Origin of the sequence: Desulfotignum phosphitoxidans DSM 13687, from assembly GCF_000350545.1 — a bacterium.
GTDB classification, from domain to species: domain Bacteria; phylum Desulfobacterota; class Desulfobacteria; order Desulfobacterales; family Desulfobacteraceae; genus Desulfotignum; species Desulfotignum phosphitoxidans.
The window spans coordinates 61,048-76,135 of sequence record NZ_APJX01000007.1 but is presented as its reverse complement, the minus strand read 5'-3'; the positions used below and the strand labels follow the sequence as shown (position 1 = coordinate 76,135).

General features: G+C 50.2%; 14 protein-coding genes and 2 tRNA genes. 8 read left to right on the top strand and 8 right to left on the bottom strand.

Going from position 1 to position 15,088, the window contains the following annotated elements:
• Positions 1-7 precede the first annotated feature (7 nt).
• The 4 genes from rplT to DPO_RS15435 form a co-directional block, all read right to left on the bottom strand.
• Positions 8-361 (bottom strand): 50S ribosomal protein L20, encoded by a 354-nt coding sequence (rplT, locus tag DPO_RS15450; protein WP_006967055.1) that lies wholly within the window; start codon positions 359-361, stop codon positions 8-10.
• Between the two features lie 90 nt (positions 362-451).
• Complete coding sequence (gene rpmI, locus DPO_RS15445; RefSeq protein WP_006967054.1) at positions 452-649, bottom strand: 50S ribosomal protein L35; 198 nt, start codon at positions 647-649, stop codon at positions 452-454.
• 153 nt (positions 650-802) lie between these two features.
• Complete coding sequence (gene infC, locus DPO_RS15440) at positions 803-1,324, bottom strand: translation initiation factor IF-3 (protein ID WP_051069385.1); 522 nt, start codon at positions 1,322-1,324, stop codon at positions 803-805.
• A gap of 115 nt (positions 1,325-1,439) precedes the next feature.
• The gene (locus DPO_RS15435; protein WP_006967052.1) at positions 1,440-2,006 is read right to left on the bottom strand and encodes a nucleoside deaminase; all 567 of its coding nucleotides are present in this window, start codon (positions 2,004-2,006) and stop codon (positions 1,440-1,442) included.
• A gap of 95 nt (positions 2,007-2,101) precedes the next feature.
• On the opposite strand from DPO_RS15435, the gene DPO_RS15430 reads away from it, so the two are divergent.
• Positions 2,102-3,199: a deoxyguanosinetriphosphate triphosphohydrolase gene (locus tag DPO_RS15430; protein ID WP_006967051.1), complete on the top strand. Its 1,098-nt coding sequence runs from the start codon at positions 2,102-2,104 to the stop codon at positions 3,197-3,199.
• Positions 3,200-3,213: 14 nt separating this feature from the next.
• Positions 3,214-3,774: a YkgJ family cysteine cluster protein gene (locus DPO_RS15425; protein WP_006967050.1), complete on the top strand. Its 561-nt coding sequence runs from the start codon at positions 3,214-3,216 to the stop codon at positions 3,772-3,774.
• 71 nt (positions 3,775-3,845) lie between these two features.
• Here DPO_RS15425 and DPO_RS15420 read toward each other — a convergent pair whose 3' ends face one another.
• Both DPO_RS15420 and DPO_RS15415 read right to left on the bottom strand, forming a co-directional pair.
• Entirely contained in the window at positions 3,846-4,664 is an 819-nt protein-coding gene (locus DPO_RS15420) for an SDR family NAD(P)-dependent oxidoreductase (protein WP_006967049.1), read from the bottom strand.
• A 20-nt stretch (positions 4,665-4,684) separates the two neighbouring features.
• A complete protein-coding gene (locus DPO_RS15415) occupies positions 4,685-5,425 on the bottom strand; it encodes a YkgJ family cysteine cluster protein (protein ID WP_006967048.1) in 741 nt (246 codons plus the stop codon).
• A gap of 412 nt (positions 5,426-5,837) precedes the next feature.
• Here DPO_RS15415 and aprB point away from each other — a divergent pair, with 412 nt between their 5' ends.
• From aprB to leuB, 6 genes are all read left to right on the top strand, one after another.
• Positions 5,838-6,275: an adenylyl-sulfate reductase subunit beta gene (gene aprB, locus DPO_RS15410; RefSeq protein WP_006967047.1), complete on the top strand. Its 438-nt coding sequence runs from the start codon at positions 5,838-5,840 to the stop codon at positions 6,273-6,275.
• A gap of 54 nt (positions 6,276-6,329) precedes the next feature.
• A complete protein-coding gene (gene aprA / locus DPO_RS15405; protein WP_006967046.1) occupies positions 6,330-8,291 on the top strand; it encodes an adenylyl-sulfate reductase subunit alpha in 1,962 nt (653 codons plus the stop codon).
• Between the two features lie 292 nt (positions 8,292-8,583).
• Positions 8,584-9,858, top strand: a complete 1,275-nt coding sequence (locus DPO_RS15395) for a CoB--CoM heterodisulfide reductase iron-sulfur subunit A family protein (protein ID WP_006967038.1) — start codon at positions 8,584-8,586, stop codon at positions 9,856-9,858.
• Between the two features lie 8 nt (positions 9,859-9,866).
• A complete protein-coding gene (locus DPO_RS15390; RefSeq protein ID WP_006967037.1) occupies positions 9,867-12,203 on the top strand; it encodes an FAD-dependent oxidoreductase in 2,337 nt (778 codons plus the stop codon).
• Positions 12,204-12,239: 36 nt separating this feature from the next.
• A complete protein-coding gene (gene qmoC, locus DPO_RS15385; protein WP_006967035.1) occupies positions 12,240-13,415 on the top strand; it encodes a quinone-interacting membrane-bound oxidoreductase complex subunit QmoC in 1,176 nt (391 codons plus the stop codon).
• 97 nt (positions 13,416-13,512) lie between these two features.
• On the top strand, positions 13,513-14,595 hold the full coding sequence (gene leuB, locus DPO_RS15380; RefSeq protein ID WP_006967033.1) for a 3-isopropylmalate dehydrogenase: 1,083 nt from the start codon (positions 13,513-13,515) through the stop codon (positions 14,593-14,595).
• A 68-nt stretch (positions 14,596-14,663) separates the two neighbouring features.
• Here leuB and DPO_RS15375 read toward each other — a convergent pair.
• A tRNA-Asp gene (locus DPO_RS15375) sits at positions 14,664-14,740 on the bottom strand.
• Positions 14,741-14,758: 18 nt separating this feature from the next.
• Positions 14,759-14,834 (bottom strand) — tRNA-Val (locus DPO_RS15370).
• Positions 14,835-15,088 lie beyond the last annotated feature (254 nt).

Sequence of the window (15,088 nt, the reverse complement as noted above, 5' to 3'; positions counted from 1 at the left end):
GGCCTGTTCAGTTCAGCCGGGCAGATGCCTGGGAAGCCAGCTGGGAAAATCCGGCCGGATCTGAAACAGCCAGGTCGGCCAGTACTTTCCGATCCAGTTCACACCCTGCCAGCTTCAGGCCATGAATGAACTGGGAATAGGACAGGTCATTCATTCTGGCACCCGCATTGATTCGAACGACCCACAGTTTCCTGAAATCCCGCTTTTTTGCCCGCCGGTCCCGGTATGCATACATCAATGCCTTATCAACCGAATCCGCCGCAGTTCTGAACAATTTGCTTCTGCCGCCCCGGAACCCTTTGGCCAGTTTCAGCACCTTATTTCTGCGGCGCCGTGCTTTAAACCCTCTTTTCACTCTCATGGTATCAAAACTCCTTAAAAATTCAAAAATTCAGTACGGCTTGCGCCACGTGCCGCCATATTCACAGGGCACCGACGATTTTTATTATTCTCACCCATTGGGCAGCATCCGCCGGACTTCTTTCATGTCAGATCCGGCAACCATCTGATCTAAACGAAGCGATCGTTTCCGTTTGGTGGTCTTTTTGGTCAAAATATGGCTGGCATGGGATTTTCTGAACTTGTACTTCCCGGATCCAGTCTTTTTGAACCGTTTGGCTGCTGCTCGGGTGGTTTTAATTTTGGGCATTTTACATCTCCTTGTCCTAAAAAAGGCTTGGCTGTTACAAATTACAAAAAAAAGAGACAAAGATGCATACGCCAAAACGCAGTACACACCCTCATCCATTTCACTATGGATTGATGATCTTTTACAGAATGTCTGATTGAACAGGTATCCGGCCTATTTCGGGGCAAGCAGCATGGTAATCACCCGGCCCTCAAATCGAGGAAACTGTTCAACCACAGCAAATTCCGAGGTCAGATTCACCACTTTTTCCAACACGGCATTGGCCTGTTCTTTGAGCACCACCTCACGCCCCCGGAATACCAGTGTAATCTTGACCTTATCATTGTTGCTGATAAACTTTTCAATGTGCCGGGCTTTGGTCGCCAGATCATGGTCGTCGGTTTTCGGTCGGACCTTTATTTCCTTGATCTGTGTGGTTTTCTGCTTTTTTTTGGCTTCCTGTTTCTTTTTGGTCTGCTCGTATTTGAATTTTCCATGATCCATGATCTTGCAGACCGGTGGTTTTGCATCCGGAGACACCTCCACCAGATCCAGGGCCTGATCTTCAGCAATCCTTAAAGCTTCCGCCAGGGGCAGAATACCTATCTGTTCCCCGTCGGCGCCGATCACACGCACCTCTTCAGCTCTGATTCCCTTGTTCACATTCGATTGATCCTGTCGTCCTTGCTTAGATATTTTTCACCTCCTGATAAAAATCCAATCCATTATTATCGTGCATGTATGTATATTTTTTGATATCAAACAAGCATAACCTTGCCATTATAAAGATCAAGTTGACAAAATGCAATATTTATTTGCCCGACCCGTGCTGTTTCTGATCCCGCACATATTGCTCAAGCAGGCTGTTTTTCCAGTATTGATTCCCTTTTTTATTGAAAAAATTATAAAAAAGATCAAGACTTTTTCTGCGGCAGACCCCTGTTTTTACCTGCACCCGGCAATTTTTATAAAGCAGGGGCAACGATGCCAGGTCACATAGCGTCCCCCCGCCCATCGGGTCTTCAAACGCATAAACGATTCGGGGTATCCCGGTCAGTATAATCGCTCCAAAGCACATCAGACACGGTTCCAGCGTGCAATACAACGTACATTTTTCCGGCATCACCGGATAAGGGCATGATTCCAACTGTCTCAGCGCACGGATTTCCGCATGATCCACCTCGCTGATGATGGCGCGTCGACCCGGCTCCGGGATGGTTCCATTCCGGGCTCCCCGGCTGATGATCCGATTTTCCTGAACGATCACACACCCAACGGGAAACTCCCCCTGCTCAAGGGCTGCCGCTGCCTGGGCCAGGGCAGACAACATAAAGACGTCATCGCTGTCGGCATTTTTATGGCTGTGCGTTGAATCCATTATTATTTCTTCTGGTTCCCTTTTTCCCGCATTTCTTGCTTTTTTTTTAAAATGTAGTATTTTATACTATCTTGAAAAAACTGCAATAAGGATTTATGGAAGCGTTATCAAAAAAATTAGCTGAAGCCCCACCGAACCTGAGCATCAGAGAAAGTTTTCAAAAGCGGGAGCAGGATTTTCTGTCCCCCTATGGCACTTTGAGCCGGCACGTCACCCGACGGCTTTCAGAAACATCCGTCTGTAATATACGGACCCCGTTTCAACTGGATCGGGACCGGATCGTTTATTCCAATTCTTTCCGACGGCTCAAGTATAAAACGCAAGTCTTTCTTTCACCGTTGGGAGATCATTACCGGACCCGGCTGACCCACACCCTTGAGGTGTCGGAAATTGCCAGAAATATCGCCCGGGCCATGCGCATGAATGAAGACCTGGCAGAAGCCGTGGCACTGGGCCACGACTTGGGTCATACCCCGTTCGGACATGCCGGAGAAATTGCACTCACTGAAGTCCATTCCCCGCATTTCACCCATTCCAACCAAAGCCTCAGGGTCGTGGACACCCTCGAAAACAAAGGCCGGGGACTGAACCTGACCCGGGAGGTCAGGGACGGGATTCTCAAACACTCCAAAGGATTCGGCAACATCATTCCCGCCGTGGCCGGTGAGACGGCGGTCACCGTGGAAGGACGGATTGTCCGGATAGCCGATATCATGGCCTATCTGAATCACGATCTGGACGATGCCCTTCGAGGCAAGGTGGTCACCATGGATGAAGTGCCTGACATCTGTCTGAAAAAACTGGGGAAAACCCATTCCGTCCGGGCCAGTACCATGATCGAGAATCTGGTGAGTCACAGTGGCCCGGAAAACGGCAGATTCATTCTGGAGCTTGGACAGGACATTTTCAACGCCATGACCATTTTAAGAAAATTTCTCTATGAAAAGGTTTACCGGTCTCCCGGGGTGCACAATGAATTTGTCAAAGCCAAAAAAATTATTGAAGGACTGTATCGGTACTTTGTTGTCCATCCCGATCACTTGCAGCTGGAACTTGAAAAAATGGAAATGGCTCCCTGGGATGCGGAAAACAACAGCTTGAAACGATCGGTCTGCGATGTGATTGCCAGCATGACCGACCGATATGCCTTAGAGATCTATTCCAAACTGTTTTTACCCAATCCTCTGGTATAGTCTTTGAGTCCATAATGATCCCATATAATTTTTCTTCTCTGATACAGCTGTACGAAAACATGGACCGATCCTATGACCGGGTGGCGGACCGATATAATTTTCATTGCGACGGGTGCAGTGACAATTGCTGCACCTCTTTGTTTTTCCATCATACCTTTATTGAAAAAGCGTATCTGATTCAGGGATTTTTGCAGATGACGTCAACGCTTAGAAAAGAGATTCAAGACAAAGCCGCCGACTATGTCAGACAGACTTTTGCCCATGACAAGGCCGGCCAGCCCCTGAAATTGATGTGCCCGCTCAACCACAAAGGCCGCTGCACCCTGTATATATACAGACCCATGATCTGCCGGCTCCATGGATTGCCCCATGAACTGCACCCGCCCGGACGCCGGGTGATCCGGGGGCCGGGATGCGATGCCGGGCAGTTTGCCACCCGAGACTATATTCCTTTTGACAGAACGCCGTTTTATACCCAAATGGCGGCCCTGGAACAACAGTTCAAAAAGCAACAAAATCGGACCGGCCGTATCCGGGAAACCATTGCCCAGATGTTGCTCGATCCCGGGAACTGAAACCAACACCCGCCCCTAAATTTTTCTTGATACATTACCGGGAAAAGGTGTTTCAGGCATACAGATCAAAATTACAGCACTCCCCGGGGCATGGGCGGGACATTTTCCCCGCCCAGCACAAAACCGCCGTCCAGGCGGAGGACGCTGCCGGTCAGATAAGGGGCGTCCTGAATCATGAACAGACAGGCCTTGACCACATCCTCGATGGTGCCGGTCCGCCCGGCAAGGGTATGATCCACCAGGGCCTGTTTTTCCGCCACAGTGAGCACCTGTTCCCATCCCCTTGTCCCCTGGGCATGACGGGTCTCGAATAACCCCAGCATCAGTTCGTTCACCCGGACATTGGGGGCACCCATGCGGGCCCAGGTTTCAGTGAGGCTTTGAATCCCTTTGTTGGCTGCCGCATACCCGTCATTGAACACCAGGGCCGCCGGGCCGGACCGGCCGGTGATGGCTGCCACGGAAGACAGATTGACCACCACGGCATCTTCAGATGCCTTGAGCAAAGGAAACATGGCATCAAACACCCAGCGCTTGGCTTTCAGGGTGGTTTCGATTTCCAGATCCCATTGTTCTTCCACATACGGCCCGTGAACTGCGGGCCACCCCCCCCGTTCAATATTGTTGACAAGAATATCCAGTCTGCCAAACCGCTTCCGGATAAAATCTGCAATTCGAGACACCTGATCAATCTGGCGCAAATCCGCTGTCAGTATGTGATGTTCTGCACCGGTATCGGCAAAATCCGCCTCCATCCGGTCAAATGCATCCTCCCAGTCATGCCGGGTCAAAATTAATTTGACTCCCCGTTCCGCCAGAGCCAGACCGATCCCTTTTCCGATCCCTTTGACCGCTCCCAGTACCAATGCGATTTTATGGGTCTCATCCATTATTTTATCCTGCTGTTCTGTTAAAATTGATCCATGACAATACCAAACAATTGATACCGCACCCATTTCAACCCTAAATCCAGCAACGCGTCATCACAGGTGCGAATTTTACCCATGATCAGCCCGGGCACAGCCAGCCCTTCCAGCAAATTCATACTGAAAATCTGCCGGCGGAATTCATCCAGATTATATAAAGACAGATAAAACAGATTTGACTGATCATCAGAAAGCGGACCGGGCATAATGCTGTTTTTCAGACGGATCAGTTCCATGAGCTTATCATTATTCATGTTATGCTGCGCCACATCCTGACCCGCCAGCCACTGACCCACAGTCTGGGTGCCCTTAACGCTGAATCCTTTGCAATGCGCTTCTTGGATGAGGGCATAATATTCACGGATTTCACCAGACTCACGGGACCGGGATATGGCCCGGGCCAGGGGATACAGCCGGCAGGATGCCGGCCGGTCCGGATAAACAAAACAGCCGGTCTCTGTCACAAACGGGCAGGCATATCCGGTGGCCGGACTGAATTTCAATGTCACCACAGGCAGGCCCGAGGCCGGTCCAAAATGCCGGACCGTATATGTTTGTAAAAACGTCTGGGATGACAGGTGCAGATGATTTTTAAGCCGCAGCACATCATAAGGCGTCAACACCTGATCCAGATCCCTGCAACAGTCGTTAAAGCATACATTGTCCGGTCCACAGGCAAAACTCATTGGATCATCTAAACCAACCGGTGTCATATCCCGGGTCATGGTGTCTCCTTAAAATTACAGCGTGTTAAAGCATGGTGGTACAACCCCGGACAACCTATCAAAAATCAATATTTTTTACCATCAGATTTATCCGGTCGGACCTGTCTATATATAACGTAGCGGCATTTAGTTAATCCTAACATATGGACGTGTCTGATGAAACCTTAAGTAATTGAAAAATCTCATGCATCTTTTTTTAAAAAATCTTGACAAAAACTATATGCCAGTGCTATTGCCATAGCATTTATTTGATGCCTGCAATTATTTGACATGTTTCAGAAGATAAAAGTGGTTGCAGGCGTTTGAAAAATATCAGAACAGGGGGTGTCCCTGGTTCTGAATTTGATATAAAACATAGTTGCACAACGGTATTGTGCTTTTTTGATTAACTTAACGTATGGAGGTATTCTAAATGCCGACTTTTGTAATCACAGAAAAATGTGACGGCTGTAAAGGCGGGGATAAAACAGCATGTATGTACATCTGCCCGAATGATCTGATGGTTCTGGATCCCAATGAAATGAAAGCGTACAATCAGGAACCGGATCAGTGCTGGGAATGTTATTCCTGTGTAAAAATCTGTCCGTCCCAGGCCATTGAAGTCAGGGGCTACAATGACTTTGTCCCCATGGGCGCATCTGTTGTTCCCATGCTGGGAACCGAAGATGTCATGTGGACCTGCAAGTTCAGAAATGGTGTGGTAAAACGGTTCAAGTTCCCCATCAGGACCACCCCTGAAGGAGAAGCCAATTCCTATGATGATCTCAAAGGAAAAGATCTGAATTCCGGCCTTCTGTCCACAGAAGAAGCGGACGGGCGTAACTTCCCGACCCCCACGGAACTGGCATAGTTTAAACCGTTTCCCAAAAACAAATTCTGATACTTATTATTTTGGAGGTATATAATGGCATTACCGAACAAACCAGTTGGAGAACTTAAAGCAGTTAGAGACCCGGAAGTTGACAAAAGAGATGTTGACATTCTGATCATCGGCGGGGGTATGGCTGCCTGTGGTACTGCTTTTGAGATCAAGAAATGGGCCGACGAAGGCACCAAAATCCTGCTGTGCGACAAAGCCGCTCTGGAAAGATCCGGCGCTGTTGCCCAGGGGCTTTCCGCCATCAACACCTATATCGGTGAAAACAAAATTGAAGACTATGTCCGCATGGTCAGAAACGACCTGATGGGAATCGTCCGTGAAGACCTGATCTATGACCTGGGCCGTCACGTGGATGACTCGGTTCACCTGTTTGAAGAATGGGGTCTGCCGGTCTGGAAGAAAACCGATGACGGCAAGAACATGGACGGTAAAAAAGGCCTGAAGCTCGGGAGCCTTAAATCCGGTGCCACCCCGGTTCGTACCGGTAAATGGCAGATCATGATCAATGGTGAATCCTACAAGAGAATCGTTGCGGAAGCCGGTAAAAAAGCGCTGGGTGAAGACAACATCATTGAACGGTGTTTCATTGTCGAACTGCTCAACGACAAAGAAGATCCCAACCGCGTTGCCGGTGCTGTGGGCTTCTCTGTGCGGGAAAACAAAGTCTACATCATCAATGCCAAAACCATTGTCTGCGCCTGCGGTGGTGCGGTGAACGTTTACCAGCCCCGCTCTGTTGGAGAAGGAAAAGGCCGTGCCTGGTATCCGGTATGGAATGCCGGCTCCACCTACACCATGGCCCTGCGCGCCGGTGCCGAACTGTCCATGATGGAAAACCGTTTCACCCCGGCCCGTTTTAAAGATGGCTACGGCCCTGTGGGCGCCTGGTTCCTGCTGTTCAAGGCCCAGACAGTCAACGGACTGGGTGAAAACTATGCGGCCTCTGACGAAGCCAAGGCTGAGCTGGAAAAATATGCCCCTTACGGCACGGCAGCAGTAACCCCCACCTGTCTGAGAAACCATCTCATGATGAAAGAGTATAAAGAAGGCCGCGGGCCTATCATCATGAAAACATCTGATGCCCTGGCAAAACTGGGTGAGACCATGAGCAAAAAAGAGCTCAAGCACCTGGAATCAGAAGCATGGGAAGATTTCCTTGACATGTCTGTGGGTCAGGCCGGTCTGTGGTGCGCCACCAACACCGAACCTGAGAAAAAAGACTCAGAAGTTATGCCCACCGAACCGTACCTGCTGGGATCTCACTCCGGCTGCTGCGGTATCTGGTGCTCCGGTCCGGAAGAAGACTGGGTACCGGCGGATTACAAATGGGGCTACAACAGAATGACCACCGTACGCGGACTGTTCACCGCCGGTGACGGCGTGGGCTGCTCCGGTCATAAATTCTCTTCCGGTTCCCATGCCGAAGGCCGGATCGTTGCCAAATCCATGGTTCAGTACCTGAAAGCCGAAGGCGACAAGGTCACGGGATTCAAGGAAACCGATCAGGAGCTGGTGGATTACGTTTATAAACCGGTGAGAAATTACCTGGATCACTGTGCGTATACCACAGCCCAGGACATCAACCCCAACTACTGCAAACCGGCCGGTATGGCCCTGCGTCTCATGAAGATGACCAATGAGTACGGCGGTGGTATCGGCACCTATTACATGACTTCCGGCAAAAACCTGGAAGTTCTCATGGACCTGTTTGAAATGTTCCGTGAAGACCTTGAAAAGATTGGCGCCGGTGACCTGCATGAACTGATGAGAGCCTGGGAAATCACCCACCGTCTCTATACGGTTCAGGCCCATACCCGTCATATTCAGTTCCGTGAAGAATCCCGGTACCCGGGCTTCTACTACAGAGGCGACTTCATGGGTCAGAATGATGACGAGTGGTTCTGCTTCACCAACTCGACTTACAACAAAGAGACCAATGAGTGGAGCCTTAAGAAGGTTCCGTATGTCAAGATCATTGCCGACTAGTGGTGACATCTGATCTGACACATATGTGATTGGCATGACCATAACCTCCAGGTGCCGGCAGTCCGGTGCCTGGGGGTTTTTTCAAATTCCGGGATCTGTTTGAAATTCCTGTTCCTGTCTCCTTTTTTGATTGTCTGCAAACCCGTATCAAACCATTCTTCGGGTTTGCAGACTGCCAAAACAGGAGAGAGGATGACAGAACACCGAATCCTGATTGGGATTATGACAACCTGGCATTGGCCATATAATTCAACAGATTAAAAATATAACTTAAAATGCACGGAGGGACAGCATGACAACAGATAATTCAGCTCCGGTCAGTGGAAGTATTATGGTGGTTGGTGGGGGGATCAGCGGCCTGACAACCGCCCTGGAAGCCGCTGAAGTGGGCTATGAGGTCTTCCTTGTGGAAAAGGAAGCATCCCTTGGTGGAAGAGTGTCTCAGCTCAAACACTATTTTCCGAAACTCTGCCCGCCCACATGCGGACTTGAAATCAACTACCGGCGGATCAAAGACAACAAGCACATCAAAGTCCTCACCATGACCGAAGTCCAGAATGTGGACGGCAGTCCCGGGGATTATACCGTAACGGTTAAAACCGCGCCCCGGTATGTGAACGAGAACTGCACGGCCTGCGGGGAATGCGCCAAAGTCTGTGAAACTGAAATTTCCAATGAATTCAATTTTGGCATGGACCGCCGGAAAGCTGCCTACCTGCCCCACAACATGGCCTTTCCCATGCGCTATGTCATGGATCCGTCCATGAGCACGGATGACCGTGACAAGGTGAAACAAGCCTGTAAATATGACGCCGTCGACTTTGACATGGAAGAAAAAACCATTGATCTGAAAGTGGGTGCCATTGTCTGGAACACCGGATGGAAACCATATGACGCCACCCGGATCGACAACTTAGGATTCGGCCGGTACCAGAATGTGGTCACCAACATGATGCTGGAAAGACTGGCGTCACTGAACGGCCCCACCCAGGGAAAAATTGTCCGGCCGTCGGACGACAAAGCGCCTGAAACCATTGCGTTTGCCCAGTGTGCCGGATCCAGGGACGAGAACCATCTGCCCTACTGCTCTTATATCTGCTGCATGGCATCTCTGAAACACGCGACGTATCTGCGGGAACAGTATCCGGATGCCAAAATCTACATCTACTATATCGATCTGCGGACTCCGGGTCTGAAATACGAACGATTCTATGCCAAACTCAAGGAAGACAAAAACATCTTTTTTGTGAAGGGAAAAGTGGCTGAAGTCAGTGAAGAAGACGGCACCGGCAATATCAACCTGGTGGCAGAAGATACCATTTCCGGCGATAAAATCCGGCAGACAGTGGATCTTCTGGTACTGGCCACCGGCATGCAGCCCACGGCCGCCGTTGACAAACCTGCCGCGGACCTGACTTTTGATGCGGATGGATTTATCGTCAACGACTTTTCAAAAGGCGGTATGTTTGCGGCAGGATGCGCCAACAAGCCGGCCGATGTTGTCACATCCAACCAGAATGCTACCGGCATGGCACTTAAAGCCATTCAGACCCTTGTAAGGAGGTAATACAAACCATGGATAAAAAATACGGCGTATATATCTGCACAGGTTGCGGAATCGGAGACACCCTGGATATGGAAGATCTGGTGGAGATCCCTGAGGAAGAAGGATTGAACTGTACCACGCATCCTTTCCTGTGTTCCAAGGAAGGCGTGGCCCTCATCCAGAAAGATGTGGATGACGGCAAGGTGAATGCCATGGTGATCGGTGCCTGTTCCCGCCGGGTCAACTTTGATGTGTTCCGGTTCGATAACTGCATCGTGGAACGGGTCAACCTCAGAGAAGGCGTGGTATGGCCGCACTCCAGGGAAACCTACCCGGCTTTGACCGAAGAACAGAAAGAGGATGAAGAACATTTTGACCGGATTCAGATGAAAGCGGAAGATTACATCCGGATGGGAATGATCCGTCTGGAAAAAGTAAAACTGCCGATCCCTTATCTACCGGAATCTTTTTCCAAGAAAATTCTGGTTTTAGGTGGGGGTGTCACCGGCATGGCAGCGGCATTGGATGCGGCCAAGACCGGGTATGATGTGACCATTGTCGAGAAAACCGAGGCCCTGGGCGGGTACGCCGCCAAATTACGGAGTCAGATGCCGGTATCTGCGCCTTTTGAAACCCTGCAGGCCCCCGTGGCGGACAAACTGATTCAGGAAATTCAGGGATATCCCAATATCGATGTCAGAACCGGTTGTGAAGTGGCACGGATTGCCGGTCAACCCGGCGAGTTCACCGTGACCTTTAAAAAACCCGGAGAAAGAATCCCTTTTGATGTGCCGTTCCCCCTGCCTGAAGAGATGTTGGTGGATGAAACCGGCAAGGAACTGGATCCGGAAGCGGCCCATGCCAAATTTCTGGAATACAATGAAGGCCGGAAGGATATTCTCAATCTGGACCCGGATGGTGAGCTCTACGGCGCAGTCATTCTGGCGGCCGGATGGCGGCCTGCCGACCTGTCGAAAATGGGTATTGATCATCTGGGATTCGACCTTCCGGATGTGGTGAGCAACCATGAATTTGAGCAGATTGCCGCCAAAGGCAAAATTGCAAGACCCTCCGACGGCAAGCCGGCCAAAAATGTGGTGTTCATCCAGTCCCCCGGCAAGGATGAGGATGATGCCGATTTTGACTATTGCGGGTCCGTCACCTCACAGGTTGCTTTAAAACAGGCCCGGTATGTCACGGAAGATTATACAGACGGCAAAGCCTTTGTGATTTACCAGCACATGCGGACCCCCGGGCTGCAGGAATATTTTTACAAGAGCATGCAGCAGGAAGACGGCGTATTCATGACCAAAGGGTCGGTCACTGAAGTCAAAACCCAGGGAAATGGCCTGGAGGTGACTGCGGTAAACACCCTTTTAGGCGAAAATCTGGCGTTGAAAGCGGACATGGTCGTCATTGCCGGCGGCATGGTCCCGGTCACCAAGGATGATCCCGTAGTGAACCTGGCCTACCGCCAGGGACCGGGGTTCCGTGACAATGATATTTTCGGCCAGTATGCCGACTCTAACTATATCTGTTTTCCCTATGAAACCCAGAGAACCGGAATTTATGCGGCCGGTGCCATTCGCCGGGCCATGACCATTGAAGAATCCATTGAAGATGCCGCCGGTGCCGCTCTTAAAGCCATCCAGTGTGTTGAAAGTGCCAACCGGGGTATGTCGGTCCATCCCAGATCCGGGGATATGACGTTTCCGGAATTTTTCTTCCAGAGATGTACCCAGTGCAAACGCTGTACCGTGGAATGCCCGTTCGGTGCGCTGGATGATGATGCCAAGGGAACCCCGAAAGCCAATCCGACCCGGTGCCGCCGGTGTGGCACCTGCATGGGGGCCTGCCCGGAACGAATTATTTCGTTTGCCGACTACACCATTGACTCCATCGGTTCTCAGATCAAAGCCGTCAAAGTGCCTTCCGAAGATGACTTTGATGAACCGCCTTTCCGTTTCCTGGCACTGATCTGTGAAAACGATGCCTTCCCGGCCCTGGATATGGTGGGGTTGAACCGGATCGACTATTCACCGGATGTTCGTTTCATACCGGTTCGGTGCTTAGGGTCCGTCAACACCATCTGGATCAAAGATGCCCTGGCCCAGGGAATGGACGGCGTGATTCTCATCGGCTGCAAGCACGGCGATGATTACCAGTGCCATTTTGTCAAAGGCTCCGAACTGGCGGAGGTCCGGGTGAAAAAAATCGGAGATGCCCTGTCCAGCCTGGCTCTGGAAGAGGAACGCGTGGCGTTTGTAGAAGTGGCCATTGACGAATACGACAAACTGCCCAAGATCATCAATGATTTTGTTGAAGAAGTGGATGCCCTGGGTCCCAACCCGTTCAAGGGTTTCTAATGTCACAACTTTCAAACCATATGGAGGTTTTTTAATATGACTGAAACATACCTTGCCCAACCCGATCTGGGGTTTATTGCACAGATCCGCGGTCTTGGCGGAGACACCCTGAAAAAATGTTACCAGTGCGCCACCTGTTCCGTGGCCTGCCCCATTTCTCCGGAAAACAGCCCGTTTCCCAGAAAAGAGATGATCGCAGCGTCCTGGGGATTGAAAGACCGGCTCATTAAAAACGGGGACATCTGGCTGTGTCATAATTGCGGTGACTGTACGGACCTGTGCCCCCGAGGCGCGGCTCCGGGTGATGTACTGGCGGCGATCCGTGCTGCAGCCATCACTGAATATGCCCAGCCCAAAGCATTGGCCAAAGCGGTGAATGATCCCAAAAAGCTCCCCTGGCTGCTGGGGATTCCGGCCATCTGGTTTGCCATTCTCGCCTATATCACCATGGCCCAGAGTGATGTCATGACCAAAATATTCAACGTCTTCGGCATTGCCTGGTCCCATGCCCACGAGGGGGTCATTGCCCAGGCCAATTTCTTTTCCACCTGGTTTGTGGATCTGACGTTTGTGCCCCTGGCCACTGCCGTGGTCATCATTTTTCTGCTGAGTCTGCGGCGGTTTATCACGGATATCCATGAAAATGCCGTGATGGAGGGAAAAACCGACAAAAAGAATATTGACTATAAATCTTTGGTTCAGGCGCTGGTAAAAACCGTTCCCACCATTCTTAAACATGAAAAATTCAATGAATGCGAAACCAACAAGGAACGGGCCACGCCTCATATGATGGTTTTGTTTTCCTTTATCGGTCTGTTCATTGTCACCGGTATTTTCTTTTTCGTGCTGTATGTGTTCCAGACTCCGGGACCTTACTCCCAGTTGAACCCGGTCAAATGGCTGGGCAACATTGCCGGTGTGGCTCTGGTAATCGGATCGGGTCTGATGATCAAAAGCCGTCTGGATAACAAAGACCAGGTCAGCACGTATAAAGACTGGTATATTCTGGGGATTGTCTTTGCCCTTGGCGTCACAGGCATGTTGACCCAGATGGCCCGCCTGGCCCATTTGGAATGGACGTCCTACATTCTGTATTACCTGCACCTGATTGCCATATTCAATCTGTTCGCTTTTCTGCCGTTCTCAAAAATGGCCCATCTGGTGTACAGAACGACAGCCATGGCGTATGCAGAGTACAGCAACCGGAAATAATGATGTAACAATCATCGGATAATTCAACGTAACATCCTAAAAAAGAGGCTGATTCTTCATCAGCCTCTTTTTTAATTTCAACAAGGAGACAAACATTGTGAACCACATCGCAGTATTACCCGGGGATGGTATCGGACCCGAAATCATGGAACAGGCAGTCAAAGTACTTGACCGGGCTGGGCAGTTATATGGATTCAAACTGGAATATGAATATGCAGATGTGGGGGGCGCTGCCATAGACAGCCATAATAAAGCCCTGCCATCTGCCACACTGGCATTGTGTGAGGCCAGCGATGCCATTTTGTTCGGTTCCGTGGGCGGCCCGAAATGGGAACACCTGCCTCCGGAACAACAGCCGGAACGAGGGGCCTTACTGCCTTTGAGAAAACATTTTGATCTGTATTGCAATCTGCGTCCGGCACGAGTCTTTTCATCCCTGGCCGCAGCCTCTCCTTTGCGGGCGGATATTGTTCAAAACGGGTTTGATATACTTTGTGTCCGGGAGCTGACCGGCGGCATCTATTTTGGAGAACCCAAAGGCAGAAAAGGAACGGGTAAGGATGAATATGCCTTTGACACCATGGTCTATTCCCGGTTCGAGATCGAACGCATTGCCAGGATGGCATTTGAGGCGGCCCGGCAAAGACGTAAACGCGTTACTTCCATTGACAAGGCCAATGTATTGTTTTCCATGGTTTTATGGCGAGAAACCGTCACAACCGTTGCCAGAGAATTTCCCGATATCGGTTTGACGCATATGTATGTGGACAATGCCGCCATGCAGCTGGTGAAAAACCCCGGGCAGTTTGATGTGATTTTGTGCGGCAATATGTTTGGCGACATTATATCAGACGAATGCGCCATGATTACCGGATCCATGGGATTACTGGCTTCTGCCAGCCTCAATGAGAAAAAATTCGGTCTGTATGAACCCGCCGGAGGATCTGCCCCGGATATCGCTGGCAAAGGAATTGCCAATCCCATTGCACAAATTTTATCCGTTGCCATGATGCTCAGGTATTCCTGTGGCCAGGCCCCGGCCGCAGATGCCATTGAATCCGCCATTGACCGGGTCCTGGCCCGTCAGATATTTACTGCGGATATGGCGGGTAAAGGGACCCCGGTCAACACCAGAGGAATGGGAGATGCCATTATAAAAGAACTGTCAATCGACGGGTAACCGGTGAAAACTTACGGCAAACAAAAAGAGGGTTTCAGTCAATGACTGATACCCTCTTTTTTATATGGTGGCGGGAGTGACGAGACTCGAACTCGCGGCCTCTTGCGTGACAGGCAAGCGTTCTAACCAACTGAACTACACCCCCGTAATCACTTATGTCTCCTGGTGGGCGATGCAGGGCTTGAACCTGCGACTTCAACCTTGTAAGGGTTGCACTCTCCCAACTGAGTTAATCGCCCGAAAAACAGAGCACTTATATCAATATTAAAAATGAGTGTCAAGCAAATTTTAACAAATTTTTACTTTTCCTGATGCAAGATAAAAAATCCATGTTTTTTGTTGCGTTAGTATCTTGCAAGCCCCGGTTTTTAATGGTATATACCTTTAATGCAATAAAAATGAAGTCGAATAACATCAATCCGATAAAAATGTGATGCCGGGTTTCTTATGACCTTGTGATGCACAGTCATTCGCAAGTTGAATCCTCACCCTG